General features: G+C 70.0%; 29 protein-coding genes. 6 read left to right on the top strand and 23 right to left on the bottom strand.

The genetic code is table 11. From position 1 onward, the window contains the following. Positions 1-19: 19 nt before the first annotated feature. From Dac01nite_RS07655 to guaB, 4 genes are all read right to left on the bottom strand, one after another. Entirely contained in the window at positions 20-1,552 is a 1,533-nt protein-coding gene (locus Dac01nite_RS07655) for a glycosyltransferase (RefSeq protein WP_239066579.1), read from the bottom strand. Continuing rightward, positions 1,477-2,502: a hypothetical protein gene (locus tag Dac01nite_RS07660; RefSeq protein WP_203655417.1), complete on the bottom strand. Its 1,026-nt coding sequence runs from the start codon at positions 2,500-2,502 to the stop codon at positions 1,477-1,479. The genes Dac01nite_RS07655 and Dac01nite_RS07660 overlap by 76 nt, the downstream gene beginning before the upstream one ends. Positions 2,503-2,724: 222 nt before the next feature. Further along, positions 2,725-3,474, bottom strand: a complete 750-nt coding sequence (locus tag Dac01nite_RS07665; RefSeq protein ID WP_203655425.1) for a TSUP family transporter — start codon at positions 3,472-3,474, stop codon at positions 2,725-2,727. Between the two features lie 7 nt (positions 3,475-3,481). Continuing rightward, positions 3,482-4,990, bottom strand: a complete 1,509-nt coding sequence (guaB, locus tag Dac01nite_RS07670) for an IMP dehydrogenase (RefSeq protein WP_203655435.1) — start codon at positions 4,988-4,990, stop codon at positions 3,482-3,484. A 270-nt stretch (positions 4,991-5,260) separates the two neighbouring features. On the opposite strand from guaB, the gene Dac01nite_RS07675 reads away from it, so the two are divergent. Continuing rightward, positions 5,261-5,551, top strand: coding sequence for a WhiB family transcriptional regulator (locus Dac01nite_RS07675; protein ID WP_203655437.1), 291 nt, complete (start codon positions 5,261-5,263; stop codon positions 5,549-5,551). A gap of 73 nt (positions 5,552-5,624) precedes the next feature. Here the strand turns inward: Dac01nite_RS07675 and groES are convergent, their stop codons facing one another. After that, positions 5,625-5,918 carry a co-chaperone GroES gene (gene groES, locus Dac01nite_RS07680; RefSeq protein ID WP_084038433.1) on the bottom strand — a complete coding sequence of 98 codons (294 nt, stop codon included), beginning with the start codon at positions 5,916-5,918 and terminating at the stop codon, positions 5,625-5,627. Positions 5,919-6,109: 191 nt separating this feature from the next. Between groES and Dac01nite_RS07685 the strand changes: the two genes are divergently transcribed. Then, positions 6,110-7,279 (top strand): THUMP-like domain-containing protein, encoded by a 1,170-nt coding sequence (locus tag Dac01nite_RS07685; RefSeq protein ID WP_203655439.1) that lies wholly within the window; start codon positions 6,110-6,112, stop codon positions 7,277-7,279. 47 nt (positions 7,280-7,326) lie between these two features. Here Dac01nite_RS07685 and Dac01nite_RS07690 read toward each other — a convergent pair whose 3' ends face one another. Continuing rightward, entirely contained in the window at positions 7,327-8,004 is a 678-nt protein-coding gene (locus Dac01nite_RS07690) for a LysE/ArgO family amino acid transporter (protein ID WP_203655448.1), read from the bottom strand. A gap of 70 nt (positions 8,005-8,074) precedes the next feature. On the opposite strand from Dac01nite_RS07690, the gene Dac01nite_RS07695 reads away from it, so the two are divergent. Then, on the top strand, positions 8,075-8,962 hold the full coding sequence (locus tag Dac01nite_RS07695) for a LysR family transcriptional regulator ArgP (RefSeq protein ID WP_203655450.1): 888 nt from the start codon (positions 8,075-8,077) through the stop codon (positions 8,960-8,962). Here the strand turns inward: Dac01nite_RS07695 and Dac01nite_RS07700 are convergent. Next, complete coding sequence (locus tag Dac01nite_RS07700) at positions 8,944-10,602, bottom strand: glycoside hydrolase family 3 N-terminal domain-containing protein (protein WP_203655452.1); 1,659 nt, start codon at positions 10,600-10,602, stop codon at positions 8,944-8,946. The two genes, Dac01nite_RS07695 and Dac01nite_RS07700, sit on opposite strands and share 19 nt — an antisense overlap. 7 nt (positions 10,603-10,609) lie before the next feature. Beyond that, positions 10,610-11,650: a tRNA (adenosine(37)-N6)-threonylcarbamoyltransferase complex transferase subunit TsaD gene (gene tsaD / locus Dac01nite_RS07705; RefSeq protein ID WP_239066580.1), complete on the bottom strand. Its 1,041-nt coding sequence runs from the start codon at positions 11,648-11,650 to the stop codon at positions 10,610-10,612. 87 nt (positions 11,651-11,737) lie between these two features. On the opposite strand from tsaD, the gene Dac01nite_RS07710 reads away from it, so the two are divergent. Both Dac01nite_RS07710 and Dac01nite_RS07715 read left to right on the top strand, forming a co-directional pair. Then, positions 11,738-12,343 (top strand): malonic semialdehyde reductase, encoded by a 606-nt coding sequence (locus Dac01nite_RS07710; protein ID WP_203655454.1) that lies wholly within the window; start codon positions 11,738-11,740, stop codon positions 12,341-12,343. After that, complete coding sequence (locus Dac01nite_RS07715) at positions 12,340-12,675, top strand: DUF3817 domain-containing protein (RefSeq protein WP_239066581.1); 336 nt, start codon at positions 12,340-12,342, stop codon at positions 12,673-12,675. The genes Dac01nite_RS07710 and Dac01nite_RS07715 overlap by 4 nt, the downstream gene beginning before the upstream one ends. Here Dac01nite_RS07715 and rimI read toward each other — a convergent pair. Genes rimI through glmS form a run of 6 tightly spaced genes read right to left on the bottom strand, consistent with a single transcriptional unit; the run spans position 12,668 to position 17,578 of the window. After that, positions 12,668-13,141: a ribosomal protein S18-alanine N-acetyltransferase gene (gene rimI, locus Dac01nite_RS07720; protein ID WP_203655463.1), complete on the bottom strand. Its 474-nt coding sequence runs from the start codon at positions 13,139-13,141 to the stop codon at positions 12,668-12,670. The genes Dac01nite_RS07715 and rimI overlap by 8 nt on opposite strands. Further along, a complete protein-coding gene (gene tsaB, locus Dac01nite_RS07725) occupies positions 13,138-13,743 on the bottom strand; it encodes a tRNA (adenosine(37)-N6)-threonylcarbamoyltransferase complex dimerization subunit type 1 TsaB (RefSeq protein WP_239066582.1) in 606 nt (201 codons plus the stop codon). The genes rimI and tsaB overlap by 4 nt, the downstream gene beginning before the upstream one ends. 10 nt (positions 13,744-13,753) lie before the next feature. Further along, the gene (gene tsaE, locus Dac01nite_RS07730) at positions 13,754-14,248 is read right to left on the bottom strand and encodes a tRNA (adenosine(37)-N6)-threonylcarbamoyltransferase complex ATPase subunit type 1 TsaE (RefSeq protein ID WP_203655478.1); all 495 of its coding nucleotides are present in this window, start codon (positions 14,246-14,248) and stop codon (positions 13,754-13,756) included. Next, on the bottom strand, positions 14,245-15,354 hold the full coding sequence (gene alr / locus Dac01nite_RS07735; RefSeq protein WP_203655479.1) for an alanine racemase: 1,110 nt from the start codon (positions 15,352-15,354) through the stop codon (positions 14,245-14,247). Before alr ends, tsaE begins: the two co-directional genes overlap by 4 nt. Then, on the bottom strand, positions 15,351-15,710 hold the full coding sequence (locus Dac01nite_RS07740; RefSeq protein WP_203655481.1) for a holo-ACP synthase: 360 nt from the start codon (positions 15,708-15,710) through the stop codon (positions 15,351-15,353). Before Dac01nite_RS07740 ends, alr begins: the two co-directional genes overlap by 4 nt. 2 nt (positions 15,711-15,712) lie before the next feature. Beyond that, entirely contained in the window at positions 15,713-17,578 is a 1,866-nt protein-coding gene (gene glmS / locus Dac01nite_RS07745) for a glutamine--fructose-6-phosphate transaminase (isomerizing) (RefSeq protein WP_203655483.1), read from the bottom strand. A gap of 145 nt (positions 17,579-17,723) precedes the next feature. Here glmS and coaA point away from each other — a divergent pair, with 145 nt between their 5' ends. Next, positions 17,724-18,698, top strand: a complete 975-nt coding sequence (gene coaA, locus Dac01nite_RS07750; protein WP_203655485.1) for a type I pantothenate kinase — start codon at positions 17,724-17,726, stop codon at positions 18,696-18,698. 18 nt (positions 18,699-18,716) lie between these two features. Here the strand turns inward: coaA and Dac01nite_RS07755 are convergent, their stop codons facing one another. From Dac01nite_RS07755 to rpsM, 9 genes are all read right to left on the bottom strand, one after another. Then, positions 18,717-19,577, bottom strand: a complete 861-nt coding sequence (locus Dac01nite_RS07755; protein ID WP_203655487.1) for a DedA family protein — start codon at positions 19,575-19,577, stop codon at positions 18,717-18,719. A 114-nt stretch (positions 19,578-19,691) separates the two neighbouring features. After that, a complete protein-coding gene (glmM, locus tag Dac01nite_RS07760; RefSeq protein WP_203655489.1) occupies positions 19,692-21,053 on the bottom strand; it encodes a phosphoglucosamine mutase in 1,362 nt (453 codons plus the stop codon). A gap of 10 nt (positions 21,054-21,063) precedes the next feature. Continuing rightward, positions 21,064-21,537 (bottom strand): 30S ribosomal protein S9, encoded by a 474-nt coding sequence (gene rpsI, locus Dac01nite_RS07765; RefSeq protein ID WP_203655491.1) that lies wholly within the window; start codon positions 21,535-21,537, stop codon positions 21,064-21,066. Between the two features lie 29 nt (positions 21,538-21,566). Then, positions 21,567-22,010 (bottom strand): 50S ribosomal protein L13, encoded by a 444-nt coding sequence (rplM, locus tag Dac01nite_RS07770; protein ID WP_203655506.1) that lies wholly within the window; start codon positions 22,008-22,010, stop codon positions 21,567-21,569. A gap of 150 nt (positions 22,011-22,160) precedes the next feature. Next, complete coding sequence (gene truA / locus Dac01nite_RS07775; protein WP_203655508.1) at positions 22,161-23,042, bottom strand: tRNA pseudouridine(38-40) synthase TruA; 882 nt, start codon at positions 23,040-23,042, stop codon at positions 22,161-22,163. A 54-nt stretch (positions 23,043-23,096) separates the two neighbouring features. Next, positions 23,097-23,642, bottom strand: a complete 546-nt coding sequence (gene rplQ / locus Dac01nite_RS07780) for a 50S ribosomal protein L17 (RefSeq protein WP_203655510.1) — start codon at positions 23,640-23,642, stop codon at positions 23,097-23,099. Between the two features lie 18 nt (positions 23,643-23,660). Then, positions 23,661-24,650, bottom strand: a complete 990-nt coding sequence (locus Dac01nite_RS07785; protein ID WP_203655512.1) for a DNA-directed RNA polymerase subunit alpha — start codon at positions 24,648-24,650, stop codon at positions 23,661-23,663. Positions 24,651-24,801: 151 nt separating this feature from the next. After that, on the bottom strand, positions 24,802-25,191 hold the full coding sequence (gene rpsK, locus Dac01nite_RS07790; protein WP_061963598.1) for a 30S ribosomal protein S11: 390 nt from the start codon (positions 25,189-25,191) through the stop codon (positions 24,802-24,804). A 3-nt stretch (positions 25,192-25,194) separates the two neighbouring features. Then, on the bottom strand, positions 25,195-25,563 hold the full coding sequence (gene rpsM / locus Dac01nite_RS07795; protein WP_203655523.1) for a 30S ribosomal protein S13: 369 nt from the start codon (positions 25,561-25,563) through the stop codon (positions 25,195-25,197). Positions 25,564-25,668: the final 105 nt, after the last annotated feature.

Genomic DNA, 25,668 nt, shown 5'->3' on the forward strand with positions numbered 1-25,668 from the left:
GCGGCGGAGCGCTTCGTCGTCACGCCACAGGTGCGTCGGCTGGCGCCGGCCCCTCTTGGGCGCTCAAGCCGTGCTCCGTCTTCTCCCAGTAGTGCGGGCGGAGGATCAGCTGTCCCAGCCCCTTGTACGCCGCGATCGAGTGCAGCACCCAGTACAGCGGGTTCAAGAGCGCCCACGGCACGAGCCAGAATGCCCCGCGCTTGAACGGCCCCATCATGTTGAGGTAGATGACCAGGCTGTTGCCGAGCAGAAAGTTGAGCAGGCACACGGCGAGGACTGCTGGCGGGAAGTACGCGTCGAGAACGTCCGCGGGCGTCAGCCACGTGACGAAGGTGATGACCGCAAAAGGCAGAACTCCGAGGAACGTGAGCGGGGTGCCTCCGATGAGCAGAGCGAAGCCCCAGAACCTGCGCCAACCGAGTTCCGCGATGAGGAGCCTGGGCGAGCGAGCGTGAACCAGCGATGTCTGCATGTAGCCCTTGATCCAGCGGCTGCGTTGACGAATGAAGTTCGGGATGGAGGTGTTGGCCTCTTCCCACGTCACCGAGTCGACGATTCCCACCCGATAGCCGAGTGCTCCTGCGCGGATGCCCAGATCCGCATCTTCGGTGACATTGAACGGGTCCCAGCCGCCGAGCTCTCTCAACATGCTCGTACGAAAGTGGTTCGACGTACCGCCAAGTGGGATGGGGAGAGTGTCGACATCGAGCCCGGGGAGCATGTAATCGAACCAGTACGAGTACTCGAGCGTGAACATGCGAGTGAGCACGTTCTCGCGCGCGTTGAAGTAGTTCAGCTGCGCCTGCATCACGGCTGTGCGATCCCCCGCGTGACGGAACCCCAGGAAGGACTTCTTCAATTGGAGAGGATCGGGAGCGTCCTCGGCGTCGTAGATGACCACGAACTCGCCGGTGCACAACGATAGGCCCACATTGCACGCTCGCGGCTTGGTCTGCGGCTTGCCACGAGGCACCACCACCACCGTCATGTAGTCCGGGGTATGGGAGGCGTCGATCGCGGCGCGCGTCTCGTCGTCTTCCTCCTCGACGAGGATAAGCACCTCGAGCTTGTCCGAGGGGTAGTCGAGGGCGCCCAGATTCGTGACGAGACGATGCACGATGTTCGCCTCCCGAAAGACTGGAACCAGCACCGTGTAGACGGGAAGCTCGGCGTCGTCGAGCGCAGCGATCTCCTCAGGATCGATATGGTCGACTAGGTCGTAGCGCGCGCCGCGCAGCGACACCCAGAACTTGAACGCCGTGGATGCGAGGAAGACCACGCTCGACACGCCCACGACCGCGACCACGGTGCCGACCGGCGCGAGCACCAGCGCCACGACCAGCGCGATGAGTGTGATCGCGACCATGATCTTCTGCGAGCGGAGCAGGACCACACGAGCAGAGAGCCGCGGATTGCGCTCCCAGAGACCGTAGGTCGCCTCGCGTGCCACCTCAGCGTCAGCCATGTGAACCCGCGTCATGCCGACCACCCTTGCACGAAGGCATCCAACCATGCTTTGGATGCGGGATAGAGCACGAACGCTGTCGTCCACGCCACCACCGCTTGGCTCGCCGCGAGACCCATAGTGAGGGCGAGATAGCCGCCGCGAGGTCGGCGCGGCAGCAGCGCGATGCCGATCGTGAGCAGGAGAAGGAACGTGACGCCGGCCGAGCCGCTCGGCGTGGCTCCCAGAACCACGGCGAGCAGGATCGAAGCCGTGACCAGGATCGGCATCAGCGCGAGGAGCGGACGGCGCACTGCGAGCGCGAAGACCACGCCGGCCACGGCCGGCGCGAAGTACAGCCATCCCCACGGACCGGTCAGCACGTCTCGCACGAGATTCGCCCGCTCCAGGTCGATCTCCAGGCCTTCGCCGTCGAACACCCAGAACAGGTCGGAGCGGAACACGAGACCCAAGATCGAGACGGCGCTGAACGCCGCGACCGTTGGAAAGACCAGGACGAGCGCATTCGCGATGGTCGCTCCCCGCCGGGAGTGGACCAGGAAGGGCACCACGCTTCCCGCGATCACCACGGAGAACAGCAGAGCCGGAGCGGACAAGGCCGCTAGAGCAAAGAGGATCCCGGCACGGAAGCCTGCCTGCGTGTTGGCGAAGACGATGAAACGCACCACATCGATCAAACCGAGCCCAAAGAGCGCGACCGCGAGCGTAATCTCGAGGTTGGTCGTCACGTTGGCAGCGAACAGCGGAGTCGCCCCCAGCATGAGCGCCACAAGCGCCCGTTCTGGCCGGTGGTAGTCCCGCCGCTGCAGCCACTCCAGCACCCGCTGGAGAAAGAAGCCAGCGACGAGGGACCCGGCCACGGCAAGCCCCACCACTCCTCCTGGCATGGCGACCGCCACCAGGGTCGTCACTGGGGGGTACAGCGCTACAAGGATGTCGACGCTTGCGGTCAGCTCCGCTAGCGCGGACACCTGGTCAACCAGAGCGGCGTTGGGCGTGTCGGTGTAGAAGTATCCGTCGCTGTCGCGAGCGAGCACTGCGGTGATTGCCAGGAACGGGAGCGACATCAAGAGCCGCAGTCCCCACCGCGCGGCACGCGACGCCGGGTACTTTGGCCAAGGTCCTCGCCCTCTCCCCTCTCGCCGGGCCGGTCGGGCGGCGTCCGCCGCGATGGCAGACCTGGTGCGGGACATAGAGCCCATCATGACACCTTGCAGCGGGCTCAGTGCGCTCACGGCGGCACCGTCGCGCCCATGCAGTCACGACGCGAGGACGCGCCACAACATGGTGAGGGACACCACCACGATGAGCACCCGCAGCACGAGGGGGTTCACCCGCAGCAGGATGTGCGAGCCCACATACGCGCCGATGAGCTGGCCCACGATCATCACGCCGCCCACCACCCAAACGATCTTGCCGGCGATCACGAACACCAAGAGCGACGCGATGTTCGTGGCGAAGTTCAGCGTCTTCGCGATCGCGGTCGAGCGGCGCAGCGGCAGGGCTCGCAGAGCGGTGCCGGAGAGCGCGTACAGCGAGCCCGTGCCGGGCCCGAAGGCGCCGTCGTACGCACCGATCGCCGGCACCACCGTGGCCTCGTAGACGGGGTCGCTCATGCGGGGTCGCGCGGGCGGCTCATGCGACCTGGGCACCAGCAGGAAGTACGCCGCGATGAGCGCCAGCACCAGCGGGATCACGATCTCGAGTGCGTCCGTCGACAGGAACAGGATCGCCACCGTGCCGGCCACCGATCCCAGGAACGCCCACAGCATGGGCCAGCGCACATCCGCCCACCGCACCCCGTGCTTGCGAATCACCTGATACGTCGCCATTCCAGTGCCCGCAGGAGCCTGGAGCTTGTTGGTCGCGAGCGCCTGGAGCGGGGGCAGCCCGGCCAGCAGCAGCGCTGGCACCGTCAGCAGCCCGCCTCCCCCGGCGAGGGTGTCGAGACATCCGGCCAGCAGCGCCACCAGCGCGAGGAGCGCGAGGACCTCCCACGTGACCTCCACGGAGAGGTCAGCGTCCGGAGTAGTTGGGCGCCTCGACGGTCATCTGGATGTCGTGCGGGTGCGACTCCTTGAGCCCTGCCGGCGTGATGCGCACGAACTTGCCGCGCTCGCGCAGCTCGTCGATGGTGCGCGCGCCCACATAGAACATCGACTGCCCCAGGCCACCCACGAGCTGACGGGACACGTCACGCAGCGAGCCCTTGAACGGCACCCGCCCCTCGATGCCTTCGGGGATGATGTCGTCGTCACTCGGGGCGTCCGACTGGAAGTACCGGTCCTTGGAGTAGGAGACGCGGCCGCGGGAGGCCATCGCTCCCATGGATCCCATGCCGCGATACGACTTGTACTGCTTGCCGCCCACGAGCACCAGGTCGCCGGGCGCCTCCGCGCATCCGGCGAACAGCGAGCCGAGCATCACCGACTCCGCGCCCGCGACCAGCGCCTTCGCGATGTCGCCCGAGTACTGCAGGCCGCCGTCCGCGATCACGGGCACGCCGGCGGGACCGGCCGCCTTGAACGCCTCGTTGACCGCGGTGACCTGGGGCACGCCCACGCCGGCGACCACCCGCGTCGTGCAGATCGAGCCCGGGCCCACCCCCACCTTGACGGCGTCGACGCCGGCATCCACCAGCGCCTGCGCGCCCTCGCGGGTGGCGACGTTGCCGCCGATCACCTGCACGTGCTGCGTCACGGGGTCCGTCTTGATGCGGCGGATCATGTCGATCATCGCCTGGGCGTGACCGTGGGCGGTGTCGACCACGAGGGCGTCCACGCCGGCCTCGACGAGTGCGACAGCGCGCTCCCAGGCATCCCCGAAGAATCCGACCGCTGCGGCGACCCGCAGGCGACCGTGCTCGTCCTTGGTGGCCTTGGGGTACAGCTCGGACTTCACGAAGTCCTTCACGGTGATCAATCCCGTGAGCCGGCCCGCATCGTCGACCAGCGGCAGCTTCTCGATCTTGTGCTGGCCCAGCAGCTCGGCTGCCTCCGCGTTGGACATTCCCTCGCGGCCGGTGATGAGCGGCATGGGAGTCATGGCCTCGCGCACCTTGCGGGCCTCGAACTCGTTCGGGTTCACGAAGCGCAGGTCGCGGTTGGTGATGATGCCGAGCAGCGTGCCGTCCTGGTCCACCACGGGCAGGCCGGAGACGCGGTACTTGCCGCACAGGGCGTCGAGCTCCGCGAGCGTCGCGTCGGGGCCCACGGTGACGGGATCCGAGATCATCCCGGACTCGGAGCGCTTGACGATCTGGACCTGGTGCGCCTGGTCCTCGATGGAGAGGTTGCGGTGCAGCACGCCGATGCCGCCCTGGCGCGCCATCGCGATCGCCATGCGCGCCTCGGTGACGGTGTCCATCGCGGCGCTCAGGAGCGGGATGGCGATGGTGATCTCTCGGGTGAGGCGAGTGCTCGTGTCCACCTCGGAGGGGATGACGTCGCTCTGTCCCGGCAGGAGCAGAACGTCGTCGTAGGTGAGTCCAGTGAAGCCGAAGGGGTCTGTCTCAGTGGGCGCCATCGTCCGATTCTACGGAACAACGCAGGGGGCCACGGACGGCCGCGACCAGCCAAGCGGTGACCAAGCGGTGAAGGCGCGGTGACGGCGCCATCGGGGGTCTAGCCAACGCCAGTCATTCCAGGTATGAATGGGGGTAGTGCATGAATTGTGCTACGGATGTTATCGGGTCTTGACCTGTCCGATTCATCCGGAATACGGTGAAGTGCACCAATCGGTTCCCGCTCAACGGCGAGGGGGTGGCCGATTCCCGACACAGGAGATGGGAGCGCCATGGATACGGTTGCGAAGCTGCCGGCACCAACGCAGGACCAGTGGGAATGGCAGTACGAAGGTGCATGTCGGGATGCGGATCCCGATCTCTTCTTCCACCCTGAGGGCGAACGAGGCTCGGCGCGACGACGCCGCGCGGAGGCGGCGAAGGAGTACTGCGAGCGCTGCCCCGTCCTCGACACCTGCCGCGAGCGCTCGCTGATGGCGCGCGAGCCGTTCGGGGTCTGGGGAGGAATGAGCGAGGACGAGCGTCACGCGATGCTCGCTGGCCGCCTCAAGAAGGCCAGCTGACCTCCCTCAGCACGAGCACGACGAAGGCCCCGGAAGATCTCTTCCGGGGCCTTGTCTTGTCTGGGGGACGGCGTCAGCCGACCACACCCAGCAGGTCGCGCGCCGAGAGGATCAGCAGATCCTCGCCGCCGTACTTGACCTCGGTGCCGCCGTACTTGCTGTAGATGACCTTGTCACCCACCGCGACGTCGAGCGGGATGCGGTTGCCGTTGTCGTCGACACGGCCGGGGCCCACCGCCAGGACCTCGCCCTCCTGGGGCTTCTCCTTGGCGGTTTCGGGGATCACGAGGCCAGACGCGGTGGTCTGCTCGGCGGCTGCCGGCTTCACCACGACCTTGTCCTCAAGAGGCTTGATAGAGACCGACACTGCGGACCTCACCTTCCATTCATCCAATGTCTGAACTGGATCGCGGCCGTCTCACTCCCTGCCGTCGCGGGGGTCAGAGGGTGGGGCGTTGGTGCCACGCGCTCCGTATGGAGCACTGCCCAATTTAGCACTCAGCACCCGCGAGTGCTAACCGTTCGTCGCGTGTTCGCGGCGCGTGAAAGGATCACGGCATGGACGCCGCCCTGGCACGACTGCTGACCTCGCCGGACGGGGTGGCGCTGGTGGACGCGCTGCCTCCCTACTCGCCCACAGAGGCCGAGCGCGTGGGACGCGAGCTGCGCGACGGTGGCATCGCCCCGGAACTGGTCGCTGCGGTCCTGACGCAGTCCCGCATGAGGGCCGATGCGCGCGCCAAGTTAGGCGACTTCGCCGCCGGGATGCTCTTCACCCAGGACGGGCTCGAGCAGGCGACGCGGCTGCAGGTGGCGGCGCTTCACGCGCAGCGCTTCCGCGCTGCGGGCATCGACCGGGTGGGCGACCTCACCTGCGGGATCGGCGCCGATGCGATGGCCGCGGCAGCGCTCGGCCTGGACGTGACCGCCGTCGAGGTCGACGAGGCCACCGCGCTGATCGCGGATCACAACCTGCGTCACTGGGACGCGGCGCGCGTGGTGAACGCGGACGCGATGACGGTGGCCGCCGCGCTCGACGTGGAGGGACTCTTCGCGGACCCTGCGCGCCGGAACGCTCGCGGACGCCGCCACGATCCACGGGACTACTCGCCGGTGCTGGACGGCGTGCTCGCGCTGCGCGAGCGCGTGCCGGCGCTGGGGGTCAAGGTGGGACCCGCGATCCCTCACGACGCCATCCCGGCCGATGCCGAGGCCGAATGGGTGAGCGTCGACGGCGCGGTGGTGGAGGCAGGGCTGTGGTTCGGCCCGCTCGCCGAGTCGCCCGGTCACGCCGCTCTCGTGATCGACTCCGATGGAGCGCACCGGCTGGCCGGCTCGACAGAGCGCGCACCTCTTGGTGAGTTGACTGACTATCTCTACGAGCCCGACGGAGCGGTCATCCGGTCAGGGATCGTGGCGCAGCTCGCCGCTCGCCTCGACGCGACCGTCGTCGACCCGACCATCGCCTACCTCGCCGCCGCCAGGCCTGTCGCCACCCCCTTCGCCCACGGCTACCGGGTGCTGGAGGCGCTGCCGTTCAAGGTCAAGGCCCTCGCCGCCGCGCTGCGTGCTCGCCACGTCGGGACCGTGGACATCAAGAAGCGCGGCGTCGACGTGACCCCGGAGCAGCTGCGGCCGCAGCTCAAGCTTCACGGTGACTCCCGCGCCACGGTCATCGTGACCCGTGTGGGCGGCCGCCGCATGGCCCTCATCGTCGAGCCGCTGTAAGAACGATCTCTCCGCTTCTCGTGGTCGCAGAGCGCCCTGCAGACGCGCTATCCCCCGAACGCGAGCGAGAGCGCCAGCACCACCATCACGACCGCGATGACGCCATCGAGAACCCTCCATGCACCGGGGCGCGCGAGCACGCCGCTCAGGAGTCGCGAGCCGTATCCCAGGGTGCTGAACCACAGCACGCTCGCGGTCATCGCACCTGCGGCGAACAGCCATCGGAGGTCACCCTGCGAGGCGCCCACGGATCCGACGAGCAGCACCGTGTCCAGGTAGACGTGGGGGTTGAGCCAGGTGAGCGCGAGGGCGGTGGCAGCGACCGTACGGGCCGATGCGGTGGGCGCCACGACGGCACGCGTGGCGACGCGCTCGCTGCTGGCGTTGGGCTCGCCGGCCTCCGCGGTCGGGACCTCGACCGCCTGCACGTCCATGCCGCGGTCAGAGGGCCTGAGCGCACGGCGTGCGGCGAGCGCGGCATAGCCGAGCAGGAAGGCGGCGCCGCCAAACCGCGCAGCCACGGTGATCCACGGGTGCGCGGTGATGGCCGCGCCCAGACCCGCCACCCCGGCGGCAATCAGCGCCGCATCGGACACTGCGCAGATGGCCACGACCAGCGCGACGTACTCCCGCCGGATGCCCTGGCGCAGCACGAACACGTTCTGCGCCCCGATGGCGACGATGAGCGACAGGCCCAATCCCAGGCCGGCGAGGAAGATCGTCATGCGGCCACGGTAGGTGGCGGTTAGATGAAGCACCAGCAAGACTTTCTGGAGTATCAGTAGCATTGCTGATATGCAGGTACCTGACGATCTCGCGCGCACGCTCGCCGTCGTGGTCGACGCTGGCTCCCTCGATGCGGCATCGCGTCACCTGCATCTGACGCAGTCCGCGGTCAGCCAGCGCATCGCTGCCCTTGAGCGCGCCGTGGGCCAGGTGCTGCTGGTCCGATCGCGTCCGGTCCGCGCCACTCCGGCCGGAAGCGCCGTCATCCGCTACGCCCGCCAGCTCGAGCACCTCCACGATGATCTGGCAAGCGCGCTGGGCGCGGACGCGGAGCACACGCCGCGCGTCCGGCTCGCCGTGAACGCGGACTCGCTGTCAACCTGGCTGCTTGCACCGCTCGCGCGGGTATGCGAGCGCCACGGCATCGCCGTCGCCCTGCACCGTGAGGACGAGGCACGGACCGCGGACCTGCTGGTCGACGGCTCGGTGCTCGCGGCCATCACTACCCGCGGTGCCGCCGTGCCCGGTTGTACCGTCACGCCGCTCGGCACCATGAGCTACCGCGCAGCTGCCTCGCGCACCTACGCCGACCGCTGGCTGCCGCACGGCCCCACGGCCGCCTCCCTGGCGCGGGCGCCCGTGGTGGACTTCGATGGCGACGACAATCTGCAGTCGCGCTGGCTGTCCGAGCACGCGCCGGGCGCCACGCCACCGCGCCATCAGGTGCCGTCTTCCACCGAGTTCCGCGAGGCGATCCACCTCGGGATGGGGTGGGGCATGCTGTTCGCGGCCGACGTGCACGGCTCGGATCTCGTGGACTTGGGCGGACCCACGCTCGACGTGCCGCTCTTCTGGCAGCAGTGGCGGCTGTCCTCGACGGCGCTCACCCACGTGGCCGAAGCCGTAATCGCGGCAGCACGTGGTGCGCTCGGCGACGCTCAGGAGCAGGTGTCGTAAGGCACGTCCACGGGTACGGGCCACTGGCCACCGGGATCGGCAGCGCCCGTGAGCACATCGGCGAGGCCCGCGATCGCGTCCGCGCTGCGACCGTACAGGCCCACGAAGGCTCGAGCCGTCGACGACGACAGCCCCCACGGCCCCGCCAGGGCGACCACCACATCGGCCGTGCCGCTCGCGCCATCCGAGCCCAGCAGCAGCACGGTGGTGGCTGCCTCCGCTGCCGCGGAGTCGCTGCGAACCACGTCGACCCCCCTCGCCTCGAGCGCGCCCGCCACCCGGGCACGGTCCGCGACGGCCGCGCCGGAGACCACCACGGCATCGCCCACGAGAGAGCCGCCGCATCGCTGCGCCGCCACCGTCGCACCCTCGACGGCGAGATCGCGCCCGTAGTTCGCCCCCGTGTCGACCCGTGGCCCCAGCCGCTGCTGCCACGCCTGCAGCGCGATCATCCGGGCGGCCGCCTCGTCGAGACGCTCCCGGGGCAGCTCGCCCGAGTCCACCGCCCGGACGATGGCATCGCGGGCCGCCAGCGGGTCGATCGGCATGAGGAGCACGTCCGCTCCGGCCGCGAGCGCCGCCACGGCCGCATCGCCGGGAACGTAGGAGTCCGTGATGGCTCCCATGTCGAGGGCGTCGGTGATGATCAGCCCGTCGAAGCCCAGGTCCTGCCGGACGTAGGCGTAGGCGGCCGGGGCGACCGTCGCCGGCTGCCCGCCCCACGCCGCCAAGGCGATGTGGCCCATCATGATCGCGGGAGCTCCGGCCTCGATGGCACGCTCGAACGGCACGATGTCCCGTCGCTCCAGGTCCTCAAGGGAGGCGGCCTGCACCGGAAGCGCGGCGTGCGAGTCCACCGTCACGGACCCATGCCCCGGGAAGTGCTTGATGACGGGCACCACGCCGCCGTCGAGGTAGCCGTCGACCGCGCTCACCACGGTGGCGGAGACGTTGTCGACCTTGCTGCCGGCCGAGCGGGTCCTGATGATCGGGTCCGCCATGCCGATGGTCATGTCCGCCACCGGCGCGAAGTCCATCGTGATGCCGAGCTCGCGCATGTCCACGCCCGCCTGCGCGTAGACCCGCTCCACGGCCTCCTTGTCCCGTGCGGCCCCGGCCGCCATGAACCCTGGCAGGTCCGGCACGAGGCCGCTCAGACGCGCGACCGTCCCGCCCTCCTGGTCCGTGCTGATCAGGGTGCCCCACGCTCGCCCGCCGTCCGCCGCCTGGGCGGCGTCCGTGAGCGTCGCCAGCGCATCGGCTGTGGTGACGGCGCCGCCCATCAGGATCACACCGCCCCAGCCGCCCTGGTGCATGGTCGCGGCGAGCGCACCGGCGTTCGGCGAGCTCCACCGCGGCACGATCACCTGACCGGCGGCAGCCTCGAGGCTGAGCCCCTGCGCGGCGGCGAGGGCCTCGCTCCACTGCTGTCCGCTCGGCCCCCAGGCGCGATCCTCGGCCACGTCGAGGGACGGCGCCACCACGGCCGGGGTGACGTCGGGCTCGGGCGCCGATGCTGGCGCCAGAGGCGCGGCGACCTCGCTCGGGTCGAGGTCGGGGACCACCACCGCCGCCGCGAGCGCCACCAGGACGCCCAGGGTCGCCCCGAGCGCGGCGGCGGGCCGTCGCGCAGATGTCATGACCGCCTCAGGCCACCACGAGGCCGAGCGGCATCGAGGAGTCCACGCCGTAGCCCAGCGAGCTGGGAGGCAGCTCCCGCCGCGCGACGGCGGAGCCCAGGGCAGCGATCATCGCACCGTTGTCCGTGCAGTAGCGGATGGGCGGGATGCGCACGTCGATGCCGACCGCCTCGCCGCGGGCGGCCGCCATCTCCCGCAGCTGCGAGTTCGCGCTGAAGCCGCCGCCGATCACCAGCGTCTCCACGCCGTGCTCGCGGCACGCGTTCAGGGTCTTCATGACGAGCACATCCGCGACCGCGTCCGCGAAGGACGCCGCGACATCGGCGAGCGGAATCTCGCGGCCCGCGTCGCGCTCGGCCTCGACCCACCGGGCCACCGCGGTCTTGAGCCCGGAGAAGGAGAAGTCGTAGGCGTGCGACGCCTGGAACTTAGGAGCGGTCAGTGCGCGCGGGAACGGGATCGCCGTGGGGTCGCCCTCGCGAGCGAGGCGGTCGATGTGCGGCCCGCCGGGATACGGCAGCCCCAGGAGTCGTCCGACCTTGTCGAAGGCCTCCCCGGCGGCGTCGTCGAGCGTGTGGCCCAGCTCGCGGACATTGGTCGCGATGTCGTCCACGAGCAGCAGCGAGGTGTGGCCGCCGGAGACCACGAGCGCCATCACGCGCTCGGGGAACTCGCCGTGCACCAGCTCGTCCACCGCGGCGTGGCCGATGACGTGGTTGACCCCGTAGAGCGGACGGTCGAGCGCCAGGGCGAGCGACTTGGCGGCGGCGTTGCCCACGGTGAGCGAGCCCACCAGTCCCGGACCAGCCGCCACCGCGACGGCGTCGACGTCGCTGAGGATGCGGCCCGCGCGCGACAGGGCCTCCTCGAGCGTGGGGACGAAGGCCTCAAGGTGCGCGCGCGACGCGACCTCGGGGACGATGCCGCCAAAGCGGGCGTGCTCGTCCATCGACGATGCGGTCACGTCGACGAGCAGCTCCGTGCCCTGGACGAGCGCGACGCCCGTCTCATCGCACGTGCTCTCGATTCCCAGCACCAGCGGCTCCACGCGACAAGACTACCGGCGGCCGCTGGCCCCGCCCGTCCACCGCGAATCCGATCCGAGCACCGGCGCGCGTGGGCGAGAATGGTTGACATGTCAACCCCCTTCTCGCTCGACGACCGTGCGCGCGACGCCCTCTTCACGCAGGCGCGCTCCTCCATCCGCTTCGCCGATCGCGAGGTGTCCGTGGACACCATCCGCGAGGTGTGGGAGCTGATCAAGTGGGGACCCACCGGCAACAACACGGTGCCCATGCGCCTGCTCGTCGCGCAGTCGCCCGAGGCCCGCGGGGCCGTGATCGCACACGCGCTGGAGGGCAATCGCGCGAAGCTCGAGAAGGCTCCCCTGCTGCTGGTCGCGGCCCGCGACGAGCGCTTCCACGACACGTTCGACGTCACGGGCGGCGGCAGCGCCTCGACCTATGAGCGCCTGGAGTCCGACCCCGCGAAGCGCGCCTCGATGTCGCATGCGGGCGCGATGCTGCAGACCGGCTACTTCATCATCGGGCTGCGCGCCCTCGGTCTCGCCGTGCGCCCGTACGGCGGGTTCGACAAGGCTGCCATGGACCAGGCGCTGCTGGCCGGGAAGTCCTGGCGCTCCGAGGTCCTCTTCGGGGTGGGCTACCCGGCGGCGGGTGACCATGGCGCGGGCCAGCGGCGCGGCCGGCTGGGGGCGGATCAGGCGGTGATGGTCGCGTGAGCGCGCCCATGCCGGGCAGCCGCCTCGGGAGGTCGTTCGTCGCGATCGCGATCGTCGAGGCGGTCACCTGGACCGGCCTGCTCGTCGGCATGCTGCTCGAGCACGTGCTGCACGTCACGGAGCTGGGAGTCACGGTGTTCGGTCCGCTGCACGGCGGCGCGTTCCTGGTCTACGGTGCGCTCGCACTGGCGTGCGCGCTGCGCTTCCGCTGGAGCATCGGGCTCACGCTCGTGGTGCTCATCGCCGCCGTGCCGCCGCTGACCACCATCCCGATGGAGCGCTGGCTGCGGAAGCGATCGCGCCTGGATCTCTCGCCCGCTCCCGCTATCTGAGCCGCCTGCGCATCACCAGTGCGTCCACGCCCTCCGGCTGGTAGTACTTGCGGCGCACGCGCACGTCCTCGAAGCCGTGGGAGCGATACAGAGCAAGCGCCGCGCTGTTGGTGACCGCCACCTCGAGCCATGCCTCCGGGGCCTCCAGACGCCGCGCCTCCTCGAGGAAGTCCGTGAGCACCGCGTGGCCCAGGCCGCGGCCTCGGGCGTCGGCACGGATCGCGACGTTCATCAGGCTGAACGCGTCGCCGTCGAAGCCGTACACCGCATAGCCCTCGAGCTCGCCCTCGAGCTCGACGCCGCGCCACCGCGACGCGCCCATCAGGAAGTCCTCCCGCACCAGCTCCGGGGACCAGGCGGCGGCACCGAAGATCTCGCGCTCCTGCTGCACCACCCAGGGCAGCTCGGCCTCCTCGAGGTCGCGGATCACCGGCGCCTCAGGAACAGCCGATGCGCTCTCGGTCACGCGCCCGGCACGCCGTGGACGTCGGGCCGGCGCAGGTACAGAGGCTCCGTGGGGAACTCCGTCTCCCCCGCCGCGATCGCGGCTTCGACCAGGGGCACCAGCGCCGCCGGATCCGGGTCGCCCGCGATCGCGTGGGGGAACGCGTCGGGGTACAGCAGCGCTCCGCGTCCCACCACGACAGGTGAGTCAGGGACGTCGCCGGGCACGGCGACGGCGGGGCCCTCGACACGGGCGCCGCTCTCGTAGCGAGCCCAGTAGACCTCCTTGCGCCGAGCATCGGCCACGACCACCGCATCGCCGTGGGCCGCGCCCATCGCGTCGAGCGAGCACACGCCCCGCACCGGCACTCCCCAGGCGAAGCCCAGCGTGCGGGCCGTGACGAGTCCCACGCGCAGGCCGGTGAACGGCGCGGGTCCGGTGCCCACCACGATCGACTCGACGTCACGGCCGTGGACGCCCGCCTCGGCGAGCACCTCCTGGACGAAGCCCGCGAGCAGCTCGGCGTGCCCGCGGGGCGCGAACTCGGAGCGAGAGGCGAGGACGCGGCCCCGGTCGACGAGCGCGACGGAGACCGAGCCGGAGGTGTCGATGGCGAGGATCACGCGCACCAGCCTAGAGCTCGGGCAGCTCGAGGCCATCCCAGCGGGGTCCGTGCGAGGTGATCCGGACCGTCCGCTCGCCTCCGGAGGGGTCGGCCATGTCCACCTCGCCGCCGCGCTCGCGCAGGATCGTGAGGTGCAGGCGGTCCTCCGCGAGCGCCGCGGCGGCGTCGCCCCACTCGACCACCGTGATCGCGTCGTCCAGCGACGTGTCGAGGTCGAGGTCGTCGAGCTCCGCGAGCGAGGTGAGGCGATAGGCGTCCACATGCACCAGATCGGGGCCGTCGGCGAGCGACGGGTGGGTGCGCGCGATGATGAAGGTGGGGCTCGCCACGTCTCCGCGCACGCCCAGGGCGGCGCCCAGTCCCTGGGTGAAGGTGGTCTTGCCCGCGCCCAGATCGCCCGTGAGGATCACGAGGTCGCCTGCCCGCAGCAGCGGCGCGATCACGTCCGCACCCAACCGCCGCATCGACTCCGCGTCCGGCACGGTGGCCGTCACGTCGATCATGCCGGCTCCTTGGCGCGCAGGGCTCCGAAGCGGCACACCACCTCGTAGTCGATGGTGTCGATCGCGTGAGCCCACTCGGTCGCGGTGGGCCCAGTCGGGCCGATGAGGGTGGCGACGTCACCGGCCCTGACCTCCGTGACCGGACCCAGATCCACCACGAACTGATCCATGCAGACGCGCCCGGCGATGGTGTAGCGGCGGCCGCGGATGTCGACCTCGGCCCGATTGCCGGCGGAGCGGAACACCCCGTCCGCATAGCCCGCGCTGATCAGCCCCAGCGTGGTGGGGTACGGCGTGACGTAGTCGTGCCCGTAGCTCACGCCGTGACCGGCGGGCACGTCCTTGACGAGGATCACCTCGGAGCGCACCGTCATCGCCGCGGTGAGACCGAAGCGCTCGCCGTCGGGGTCCGGAACCGGAGGAAGGCCGTAGATCGCGATGCCTGGCCGCACGAGGTCGAAGTGCAGGTCTGGCCGGGTCAGCGTGCACGCGGAGTTCGCGAGGTGGCGCACCTCGAGCTCCACGCCACGGCGCTCGGCGAGCGCCAGCGCGTCCCGGAACACCGCGGCCTGCGCGTCGATCGTCGGGTGGCCGGGGGCATCCGCCCACGCGAGATGGGACCACATGCCGACGATGCGCACGAGCCCCTCGTCCTGAGCGGCGACGGCAAGGTCCAGCAGCGCCTCGAGCGAGCCGGCGGGCACGCCCTCGCGTCCCAGTCCAGTGTCCACGCACAGGTGCAGGCGAGCGGGAGTGCCCAGCTCTCGTGTCACGGCGACGATCTCGCCCAGGACGTCCGCGGACGACGCGGACAGATCGACGTCCGCCATCACCAGCTCGCGGGCCGGGAAGGCCGGACCGTACAGCCACGTCAGGATGCGACCGGTGTCGCCCGCCGCGCGCAGCGCGAGCGCCTCCCCTGGCTGCGCGACGCCCAGCCAGGCCGCGCCGCCCTGGCGCGCCGCGCTCGCGGCCGCCGCGAGGCCGTGACCGTACGCATCGGCCTTCACCACTGCCATCACGTCCGCTCCAGCGGCGCGGCTGCGCAGCACCTCGACGTTGCGCGTGATCGCGCGATAGTCGACGCTCACCTCGAGCGCGCTCACGCGTCCGCCTCCGCGATCACCACAGCGGACGCGATGCCGGCGTCATGCGACAGGGACAGGTGGAAGCGATCGATGCCGAGCGCTGCTGCGCGAGCCGCGACGGTGCCCCTGACCTCGAGCATCGGCCTGCCGCCGTCCTCGCGGTGCACCTCGGCGTCCTGCCACGACATGCCCGCGGGAGCGCCCAGCGCCTTGGCCAGCGCCTCCTTGGCGGCCCAGCGGGCGGCGAGGCTGTGGTGTCCCAGCGCGCGCTCGGACGGCGTGAACACGCGCTCAAGGAACCCGGGCGACTTGGCCAACGCCTCCTCGAACCTCGCGATCGCCACCACGTCGATCCCCACGCCCACGATCGCCACGGCTACTCGACCGTCACCGACTTGGCGAGGTTACGAGGCTGGTCCACGTCGTAGCCCTTCGCAGCCGCGAGCTCGAGCGCGAAGATCTGCAGCGGCACCACGCACAGCAGCGGAGTCATCAGCACCGGGGCGGCCGGCACGTAGAAGATCTCGTCCGCATGCTGGGCGGCCACCGTGTCGCCCTCCTCCGCGATCACCAGCGTGCGAGCGCCGCGAGCACGGACCTCCTGCACGTTGGACAGCACCTTCGAGTGCAGCGACTCGCGTCCACGCGGGCTGGGCACGATCACGAACACGGGCTGATCCTGCTCGACCAGCGCGATCGGGCCGTGCTTGAGCTCGCCGGCCGCGAAGCCCTCCGCATGAATGTACGCCAGCTCCTTGAGCTTGAGGGCACCCTCGAGAGCGATGGGGAAGCCTACGTGACGCCCCAGGAACAGGACGGTGCGCTCGTTCGCCATGGACGCGGCGACCTCACGGATGGGCGCGGCCGTGTCGAGGACGCGCTGGATCTTCGCGGGGATCGCATCGAGCTCGCTCAGCAGCGCGTCGATCTCGTCAGGGAACTTGTTGCCGCGCAGCTCCGCCAGGTAGATCCCCAGCAGGAATCCCGCGGTGATCTGGGACACGAACGCCTTGGTCGACGCCACCGCGATCTCCGGCCCTGCGCGGGTGTACAGCACCGCATCGGCCTCGCGCGCGATGGTCGACCCCTGGGCGTTGACGATGCCGATCACGGTGGCGCCCTGCTGCTGCGCGTGACGCACCGCCATGATGGTGTCCATGGTCTCGCCCGACTGGCTGATCGCCACCACGAGCGTCTTGACGGACACGATGGGGTCGCGATAGCGGAACTCGTGAGCGAGCTCGACCTCGACCGGGATGCGCGTCCAGTGCTCGATGGCGTAGCGCGCCGCGAGACCCGCGTAGCTCGCGGTGCCGCACGCGATCACGATGATCTTGTCGATCGACTTGAGCACGTACTCGTCCACCACGCCCTCGTCGAGCTTGAGCCGTCCCTGGGCGTCGAGCCGCCCTCGCAGGGTGTCCGCGACCGCGGCGGGCTGGTCGTGGATCTCCTTGTCCATGAAGGACGCGAACCCGCCCTTCTCGGCAGCGGCGGCGTCCCAGTCGATCGCATAGGGCTCGCGCTCGACCACGGCGCCCTTGGCGTCCGTGACGATGACGCTGTCCGGCGTGATCTCCACGACCTCGTCCTGGCCCAGCTCGAGCGCGCTGCGGGTGTGCTCGATGAAGGCGACCACATCCGAGCCCAGGAAGTTCTCCCCGTCGCCCAAGCCCACCACGAGGGGCGAGTTGCGGCGGGCGCCCACGACGGTGCGGGGATCCAGGGCGTCGACGGCGAGCAGCGTGAATGCTCCCTCGAGGCGGCCGGCGACCGCCCGCATCGCATCGGCCAGGCCCATCCCGCCCATCACGAAGGAGGCGAGCAGATGCCCCGCGACCTCGGTGTCGGTGTCGGACAGGAAGTCGATGCCCGTGGCCGCGAGCTCGTCGCGCAGCGCTCCGTGGTTCTCGATGATGCCGTTGTGGATGATCGCGAGGCGTCCGCCTGCCGCGAGATGCGGGTGCGCGTTCACGTCCGTGGGCGCACCATGGGTGGCCCACCGCGTGTGGCCGATCGCGGCGGTGGCCGCTGGCAGCGGCTGCTCCGCGATGGCCTTCGCGAGGCGCTCGAGCTTGCCTGCCTTCTTGGCGACCGCGACGCGATCCCCTCCTGAGCCCACGAGCGCGATACCCGCGGAGTCGTATCCGCGGTACTCGAGGCGAGCCAGCCCGCCCATGATCACGCCCTGGGCACGGTCACTGGGCTCGGCCGAGCCGACGTATCCGACGATGCCGCACATGCAGTCGAGTCTACGGGTGCGGCACCCGCCCGCCCTCCCCCACGTGGAATTTGGCACCACTTCGACGGTATCCGGCTCCCACCACGCCCGTGGCGCCCGCCTCTGGGAGGCCGCGGTCGCGGCACGAGAGAGGCGACCACGGCCGATGCGGTTGAATGGGCGAGTGAACGAGCGCTCCCCGGAGGACGTCGACAGTCCCTTCGTCACCTTCACGCGACCCGAGTGGTCAGCGCTGGCCCAGGCGACCCCCCTGCCGCTCACCGAGCAGGACATCGCGCGCGTGCGCGGCCTGGGCGACCCGATCGACCTGGCCGAGGTGGACCAGATCTACCGGCCGCTGTCGCGCCTGCTCGACCTCTACTCCGGCGCGCTCGGAGCGCTGCACGCGGCGTCGAGCGAGTTCCTGGGCGAGCGCGCATCCCGCACCCCGTTCGTGATCGGCGTCGCCGGCTCGGTGGCCGTAGGCAAGTCCACCACGGCACGCGTGCTCCGCGAGCTCATGGCCCGCTGGCCGCAGTCCCCCAGGGTCGAGCTCGTCACCACCGACGGCTTCCTCCACCCCAACGCGGTGCTGCGCGAGCGCGGGCTGCTCGAGCGCAAGGGCTTCCCCGAGTCCTACGACCGCCGAGCGCTGCGCCAGTTCATCGCGGACGTGAAGTCGGGGCGCGCCGAGGTGTCCGCTCCCGTGTACTCGCACCTCACGTACGACATCGTCCCGGACCAGCGCATCGTGGTGCGTCAGCCGGACGTGCTGATCGTCGAGGGCCTCAACGTGCTGCAGCCGGCCTCGCCACGCGACCTGGACGACACCGCGCTGGCGGTCTCCGACTACTTCGACGTGTCGATCTACGTCGACGCGCAGCCGCACCACGTGCGCCGGTGGTACATCGAGCGCTTCCTCGAGCTCCGCGCGACGGCGTTCACCAAGCCCGAGAGCTACTTTCACGGGTACTCGCAGCTGAGCGACGTCGAGGCGACGGCGCGGGCCGGTCAGATCTGGGACTCGATCAACGCCCCCAACCTCGCCCGCAACATCGCGCCCACGCGCTCGCGGGCGACCATCATCCTCAACAAGGCGGGCGACCACCAGGTCCAGACGGTGCAGATGCGCAAGCTCTAGGGCCCGGGCGCGGTCCGCTCAGTCGCGGTCCAGCGCCTCGTCGTCCGCGTCACCGTCGGCGTCTCCCTGCTCGCGCCGACGTCCCCCGATCGTGGCCGGACCGGTGCGGCCGCGGCGCTCCTCGCGCCGCTCGACCCGCTCCTCGCGGCGCGCGAGCCGCTGGCGCTCGAGCTCGTCCGCGCGCGCCCTCTCCTCCGGCGTCATCGACTCCTGGATGTCTCCCGCGAGGTCGGGCAGCTCCGGCGACTCGAAGCCGATCCAGCCCAGGATGCGGTCGACGAGCATGCCGAGCACCACGCCCGCCACCACGCCCACGATGATCGACAGCACCAGGTTGTCCTCGGGGAAGATCGCACCGGCCACCGTGCCGACGGCGACGCTCCACGCCGCCCAGATGCTCACGGCAAGGGCATCGACGCCCATGAAGCGCCGGTGGGGATAGCGCAGCGCTCCCGCCGTGAGGTTCACGAGCACACGGCCCATGGGAATGAAGCGAGCGGCGATGATGTAGGTGGTTCCACGGCGCTCGAGCTGCGTCTCAGCGACGTCGAGCGCGCGGCGAGCGCGGCTGCGACGGAACAGACGCCACTGGCGCACATCGAACCGTGCGCCGATGGCGTACGCGAGCTGATCTCCGCACCACGCTCCCACCGCTGCGCACAGGAAGATCAGCACGAGGATGGGGCTGCCGGTCTGGTACGACGCGGTCGAGACGGCGATGATGACGGACTCGCTGGGAACCACCGGGAACACGCCGTCCACGAGGGACACGCCAAAGACGCCGGGGTAGATCCACAGGGACTCGCTCAGCTCGAGCACCCACTCCTCGACAGTCGAGGAGAAGTGCAGGATCCAGTCCGTGAAGGTGCGGTCGCTCACAGGCCAAGTCTCCCAGGCGTCACGGATGCGCGCGATGGGGCGATCTGCTGATTCGCGCTCATCCTCACGGCCGATGCGCGAGGCGGCCCAGGCAGGCGCAGACCCTGAGGGGCGTCAGAGGGCGAGTCGATCGCGCACGACCGTCGCGAGCGCATCGGCGTGGCTCCTGGCGAGCTCGGCCGTCGCCGCCTCGACCATCACGCGCACCACAGGCTCGGTGCCTGAGGGGCGCAGCAGCACACGGCCGTCGTCTCCGAGCTCCGTCCGGGTGCGGCCCAGCGCCTCCTGGAGCAGCACGTCGGAGTACACGCGCGAGCGGTCGACTCCGGTGACGTTGAGCAGCACCTGTGGCAGCGTCTCGATGCTCGCGCACTGCTCGCGCAGGGACGCGCCGGAGCGCACCCGCGCGCCCACGAGCAGCGCGGTGAGCACGCCATCGCCCGTAGTCGCATAGTCGGACACGATGATGTGGCCCGACTGCTCGCCGCCCAGAGTGAACCCACCGTCGCGCATCGCCTCGAGCACGTAGCGATCGCCCACGGCAGCCTCGACGATCGTGATGCCAGCGGCAGTCATGGCGCGGTGCAGGCCCAGGTTGCTCATCAGCGTCGCGACCAGCGTGTCGTGATACAGCGCGCCGCTCTCCTTGAGCGCGAGCGCCAGGAGGCCCATGATCGCGTCGCCGTTGACCACGGCTCCCGTGTGATCGACGGCCAGGCACCGGTCGGCGTCTCCGTCGAACGCGACGCCCAGGTCCGCGCCCTGCTCGACCACGGTGCGCTGGAGGACCTCGAGATGGGTCGAGCCCACCCCGTCGTTGATGTTGAGCCCGTCGGGCTCGGCGTGGATCGTGTGCACCGTCGCGCCCGCAAGGACGAGCGCCCGCGGCCCGAGGACGCTGGCCGCTCCGTGAGCGGTGTCGACGACGACCGTCACACCTTCGAGGGGGCGCTCCGCTCCTGCGAACGAGCGCACCGCGGAGACCACATGGTCGACGTAGTCCTGCGCCAGGCGCTCGGAGGAGGTGATGGTCCCCACCTGTGCCCCCAGAGGCCGCTCCCACGGCTCGCCCAGGCGCTCCTCGATGGCCTGCTCGACGGCGTCGTCGAGCTTGGTGCCGCCGCGCGCGAAGAACTTGATGCCGTTGTCGGGCATCGGGTTGTGCGACGCCGAGATCACCACGCCCAGATCGGCATCGGTCGAGCCGGTCAGATAGGCCACTCCTGGGGTGGGCACCACGCCCAGGTCGAGCACGTCGACGCCCGCCGACGCGAGGCCTGCGGCCACCGCGGAGGACAGGAACTGACCGGAGATGCGGGTATCCCTCCCGAGCACGGCGCGAGGCCGGTGTCCGGAGAACTCGCCCCGCTCGGCCAGCACATGGGCCGCAGCGACGGCGAGGTCCACGGCCAGCTCAGCCGTGATGTCACGGTTCGCCAGGCCGCGGACCCCGTCCGTGCCGAACAGTCGCGCCATGCGCGCGAGATTAACGCTTCGAGTACTGCGGTGCGCGGCGGGCCTTCTTGAGACCGGCCTTCTTGCGCTCGACGACGCGGGCGTCGCGGGTGAGGAAGCCGGCCTTCTTCAGGGCGGCGCGGTTGGTGTCCTCGTCGATCTCGTTGAGCGCACGGGACACGCCCAAGCGCAGCGCGCCGGCCTGGCCCGAGGGGCCACCGCCGGTGATGCGGGCGTGGACGTCGAACTTGCCCTCGATGTCGAGCAGCGTGAACGGGTCGTTCACGAGCTGCTGGTGCACCTTGTTGGGGAAGTAGTCCTCGAGCGTGCGCCCGTTGATCTTCCACTCGCCGGTGCCGGGCACCAGGCGGACGCGAGCGATGGCCTCCTTGCGGCGGCCGAGGCCGGCGCCGGGGGCGATGGCCGAGGCGCCCTTGCCGCGCTCGGGCGCGGACTCGGACGTGTACTCGGTGGGGGTGTCGTTCTCGACAGTCGTCTCAGTCATCTGCATGAATCCTTGGGGTCCGGGGGCGCTTACTGCGCCACCTGCGAGATCTCGAACGCCTGCGGCTGCTGCGCGGCGTGGGGGTGCTCGGGGCCCGCATAGACCTTGAGCTTGGACAGCTGGGCACGGCCGAGCTTGGTGTGGGGCAGCATGCCCTTGACCGCGTTCTCGATGACCCGCTGGGGGTTCTTCTCGAGGAGCTCGCCGATGGGGACGGCGGAGAGGCCGCCCGGGTAGCCGGAGTGGCGGTAGACCATCTTGTCGGTCAGCTTGGCTCCCGACAGCGAGATCTTTTCCGCGTTGATGACGATCACGAAGTCGCCGCCGTCGACGTGGGGCGCGAAGGTCGCCTTGTGCTTGCCGCGGAGCAGCGAAGCGGCCTGAGAGGCCAGACGACCGAGAACCACGTCAGTTGCGTCGATGACGTACCAGTCCTTGGTGACGTCACCCGGCTTGGGAGAATACGTACGCACTGTGAAGCCTTCTTACTAGTCAACGGTGGTGCGGCGCGTCAGCGCCGCGAGGGTTCGGTCGGCGGGTCCAAAGCAGGCGAGTGGGAGGCACCGTGTCATGGAGCGCACAACGACGAGCAAGTCTACCGGCACCCGGCGGGGCCGGTCAATTCAGGACTCTCGCCGGGCCCGAGTCTGCTCGGCTCGCGCGGCCAGCTCCGCGTCCTTCGGATATGCGACGTGCTCCAGCGTCAGACCCTGAGCGGGCGCCACGGCGATCGCCTGCGAGCGCTCCGACCCCGACGCGACCTCCTCCAGCCAGGCCACCTCGCGGCGTCCCTGCCCCACGGGCAGAAGAGCGCCTACCAGGGACCTCACCATCGAGTGACAGAACGCATCGGCCCTCACCGTGGCCACGACGAGGCCGGCATCGGGGCCAGCCGCGACCCTCTCCCAGGACAGCTCCTTGAGCTCGCGGATGGTGGTCGCACCCTCCCGTGCCCGGCAGAACGGCGCGAAGTCGCGCAGTCCCAGCAGAGCGGCCGATGCGAGGTTCAAGCGCTCGACATCGACGTCCGCGTCGTGCCACAGCACGTGACGGCGCGTCAGCGGGTCACGAAGGTCGACGCGGTCGCACACGCGATACGCGTAGCGCCGTTCGGTGGCGGAGAAGCGGGCATCGAAGCCCTCGGGCGCGATCGTGGCGTCGCGGACGACGATGTCCTCGGGGAGCACGCCGCCGAGGCGCTCGCGCAGACCCTCGGCGGGAGTGCGGTCGGAACGGCCAGGCAGGCGCTCCCAGGCTGCGTGAGGGATGTCGATGTGCGCGACCTGGCCGCGGGCGTGGACGCCGGCGTCGGTGCGGCCCGCGACGGTGACGCGCACGGGCACGGAGCCGCCCGCGTCGTCCCGAATGATGCGGGCGAGTGCCGACTCGAGCTCGCCCTGCACGGTGCGCAGGTCCGGCTGCACGGCCCAGCCCGCGAAGGCCGTGCCGTCGTAGGAAAGGTCGAGGCGGGCCCTCACGACGTCACTGCGCTGCAGTTCGGTCATGAGAGCCCGCCTCGATGAGACCTCGGCGCGGCGTGAGCCGCGCATCGGCCGTCGTTACTTGTCGTCGCCCTCGGCGGCGGCCTCGGCGTGCTCGCCCTGGACGTCCTCGGGCTTCACCTCGGGCTCGGTGGCCTCGGCGTCGGTGGCCGCGGGGGCCTCCTCCGCCTGGGGCTCGGCCTTCGCGGGCGCAGCCTTCTTGGTGGCCTTCTCGGCCTCCTTGCTGACGGCCTTCTTGGCAGGCGTGCCGAACTCGACCAGCTCGATCACGGACATGGGGGCGTTGTCGCCCTTGCGGACGCCCACCTTCGTGATGCGGGTGTAGCCGCCGTCGCGGTCCGCGAAGCCGGGGCCGATCTCGGTGAAGAGGGTGTGCACGACGCCCTTGTCCGAGAGGATGCCCAGCACCTTGCGGCGCGCGGCGAGGTCGCCGCGCTTGGCGTGGGTGATGAGGCGCTCGGCGTACGGGCGCAGGCGCTTGGCCTTGGCGGTGGTGGTGGTGATGCGGCCGTGCTCGAACAGGCTCTGCGCGAGGTTCGCCAGGATCTGACGCTCGTGCGCAGGACCGCCGCCGAGGCGCGCTCCCTTAGTGGGGGTAGGCATGATGGATGGTTCTCCTTGTTACTCTTCGCTGCCCGAGAAGTACACGCCCGCGGAACCGCCGTCGTACTCGACGGCGCCGTCCTTGAGCGAGAAGCCCAGCTCGGCGAGCTTCTCCTTGACCTCGGTGATGGACTTCTGCCCGAAGTTGCGGATGTCCATGAGGTCCGCCTCCGAACGAGCGGTGAGCTCGCCGACGGTGTGGATCCCCTCGCGCTTGAGGCAGTTGTACGAACGCTGGGTGAGGTTCAGCTCCTCGATGGGCTGGTTGTAGTCCTCCTCGATGGAGTCCTCCGAGTCCGAGGGGCCGATCTCGATGCCCTCCGCTGCCTCGTTCAGGCCCTTGGCCAGCGAGAACAGCTCGACGAGGGTGGAGCCGGCGGACGCCAGGGCGTCGGACGGCGAGATCGAGTTCTTGGTCTCGACGTCGATGATCAGCTCGTCGAAGTCGGTGCGCTGGGCCACGCGGGTGGCCTCCACCTTGTAGGTGACCTTGAGCACCGGCGAGTAGATCGAGTCGACCGGGATCTGACCGATCTCCGCGTCGTAGCTCTTGTTCATCGATGCGGGCACGTAGCCGCGACCGCGCTCGACGGTCAGCTCGACCTCGAACTTCGCCTTCGAGTTGAGCGTCGCGACGTGGAGCTCGGGGTTGTGCACCTCGACGCCGGCGGGCGGCGCGATGTCCGCACCCGTCACGGCGCCAGCGCCGGACTTGCGCAGGTACATCACCACGGGCTCGTCGTGCTGCGACGACACCACCAGGTTCTTCAGGTTGAGCAGGATCTCCGTCACGTCCTCCTTCACGCCCTCGATGGTCGTGAACTCGTGGAGGACGCCCTCGAAGCGCACCGACGTGATCGCGGCGCCCGGGATGGACGACAGCAGGGTGCGACGCAGGGAGTTGCCGAGCGTGTAGCCGAAGCCGGGCTCCAGGGGCTTGAGGGAGAACTGCGAACGGTTGTCCGAAATGACCTTCTCGGTCAGCTGGGGACGCTGTGCGATGAGCACTGTTCATATCCTTTCCGAGCACCCGCTATTTGATGCTCGCAAGATCCGGCGGCGTTGGGCCGCCGGGGTCACGGTTCTTCAATTGGATGCCGCGCCCGACGCTGGTGACAGCGCCGGGGCGACGGGGTGGCGCGGTGAGGCGCCGATGCGACTAGTTGCGGCGACGCTTGGGCGGACGGCAGCCGTTGTGCGCCTGCGGGGTGACGTCCTTGATGGAGGTCACCTCGAGGCCGGCGGCCGTCAGCGAGCGGATCGCGGTGTCGCGACCCGAGCCCGGGCCCTTGACGAACACGTCGACCTTGGACATGCCGGCGTCCTGCGCGCGGCGAGCGGCAGCCTCGGCGGCCATCTGCGCGGCGTAGGGGGTCGACTTGCGAGAGCCCTTGAAGCCCACCTGACCGGACGACGACCACGACACCACGGCACCCGAGGGGTCCGTGATGGAGATGATCGTGTTGTTGAAGGTCGACTTGATGTGAGCCTGACCGTGCGCGACGGTCTTCTTGATCTTCTTGCGCGGCTTGCGCGTGGGAGCTGCCATGGCTTACTTCTTCTTTCCGGCGACGGTCTTCTTGGGGCCCTTGCGGGTGCGGGCGTTGGTCTTGGTGCGCTGACCACGGACCGGCATGCCACGACGGTGGCGCAGGCCCTGGTAGTTGCCGATCTCGACCTTGCGGCGGATGTCGCCCTGCACCGTGCGGCGCAGGTCGCCCTCGACCTCGTAGTTGGCCTCGATGAAGTCGCGGATGGCGACCAGCTCGGTGTCTCCGGCATCCTTGACGCGGAGGTCGGGGCTGACGCCGGTGGCGGCGAGGATCTGCTGCGCACGAGTGCGGCCGATCCCGTAGATGTAGGTGAGCGCGATCTCCATGCGCTTGTCGCGCGGGAGGTCGACGCCAACGATGCGTGCCATTGTTCTTCTTCTACTCCTCAGTAGTCGGAGGTCTGACGCTCAGGCTTCCCGCTGGATGTGGTGCGGGCCCCGGCCTCCGAGCCGGGGGTGTACCTCTCGGTCGCC

It is taken from the genome of Demequina activiva (genome assembly GCF_016862815.1).
Lineage (GTDB): Bacteria > Actinomycetota > Actinomycetes > Actinomycetales > Demequinaceae > Demequina > Demequina activiva.

Excerpts from the sequence above, each read along its gene's own strand:
- guaB (WP_203655435.1), bottom strand. The coding sequence starts at position 4,990 with ATGGCGCCCACTGAGACAGACCCCTTCGGCTTCACTGGACTCACCTAC.
- Dac01nite_RS07675 (WP_203655437.1), top strand. The coding sequence starts at position 5,261 with ATGGATACGGTTGCGAAGCTGCCGGCACCAACGCAGGACCAGTGGGAA.
- Dac01nite_RS07685 (WP_203655439.1), top strand. The coding sequence starts at position 6,110 with ATGGACGCCGCCCTGGCACGACTGCTGACCTCGCCGGACGGGGTGGCG.
- Dac01nite_RS07690 (WP_203655448.1), bottom strand. The coding sequence starts at position 8,004 with ATGACGATCTTCCTCGCCGGCCTGGGATTGGGCCTGTCGCTCATCGTC.
- Dac01nite_RS07695 (WP_203655450.1), top strand. The coding sequence starts at position 8,075 with ATGCAGGTACCTGACGATCTCGCGCGCACGCTCGCCGTCGTGGTCGAC.
- Dac01nite_RS07700 (WP_203655452.1), bottom strand. The coding sequence starts at position 10,602 with ATGACATCTGCGCGACGGCCCGCCGCCGCGCTCGGGGCGACCCTGGGC.
- Dac01nite_RS07710 (WP_203655454.1), top strand. The coding sequence starts at position 11,738 with ATGTCAACCCCCTTCTCGCTCGACGACCGTGCGCGCGACGCCCTCTTC.
- tsaE (WP_203655478.1), bottom strand. The coding sequence starts at position 14,248 with ATGATCGACGTGACGGCCACCGTGCCGGACGCGGAGTCGATGCGGCGG.
- glmS (WP_203655483.1), bottom strand. The coding sequence starts at position 17,578 with ATGTGCGGCATCGTCGGATACGTCGGCTCGGCCGAGCCCAGTGACCGT.
- coaA (WP_203655485.1), top strand. The coding sequence starts at position 17,724 with ATGCGGTTGAATGGGCGAGTGAACGAGCGCTCCCCGGAGGACGTCGAC.
- glmM (WP_203655489.1), bottom strand. The coding sequence starts at position 21,053 with ATGGCGCGACTGTTCGGCACGGACGGGGTCCGCGGCCTGGCGAACCGT.
- rpsI (WP_203655491.1), bottom strand. The coding sequence starts at position 21,537 with ATGACTGAGACGACTGTCGAGAACGACACCCCCACCGAGTACACGTCC.
- truA (WP_203655508.1), bottom strand. The coding sequence starts at position 23,042 with ATGACCGAACTGCAGCGCAGTGACGTCGTGAGGGCCCGCCTCGACCTT.
- rplQ (WP_203655510.1), bottom strand. The coding sequence starts at position 23,642 with ATGCCTACCCCCACTAAGGGAGCGCGCCTCGGCGGCGGTCCTGCGCAC.
- rpsK (WP_061963598.1), bottom strand. The coding sequence starts at position 25,191 with ATGGCAGCTCCCACGCGCAAGCCGCGCAAGAAGATCAAGAAGACCGTC.
- rpsM (WP_203655523.1), bottom strand. The coding sequence starts at position 25,563 with ATGGCACGCATCGTTGGCGTCGACCTCCCGCGCGACAAGCGCATGGAG.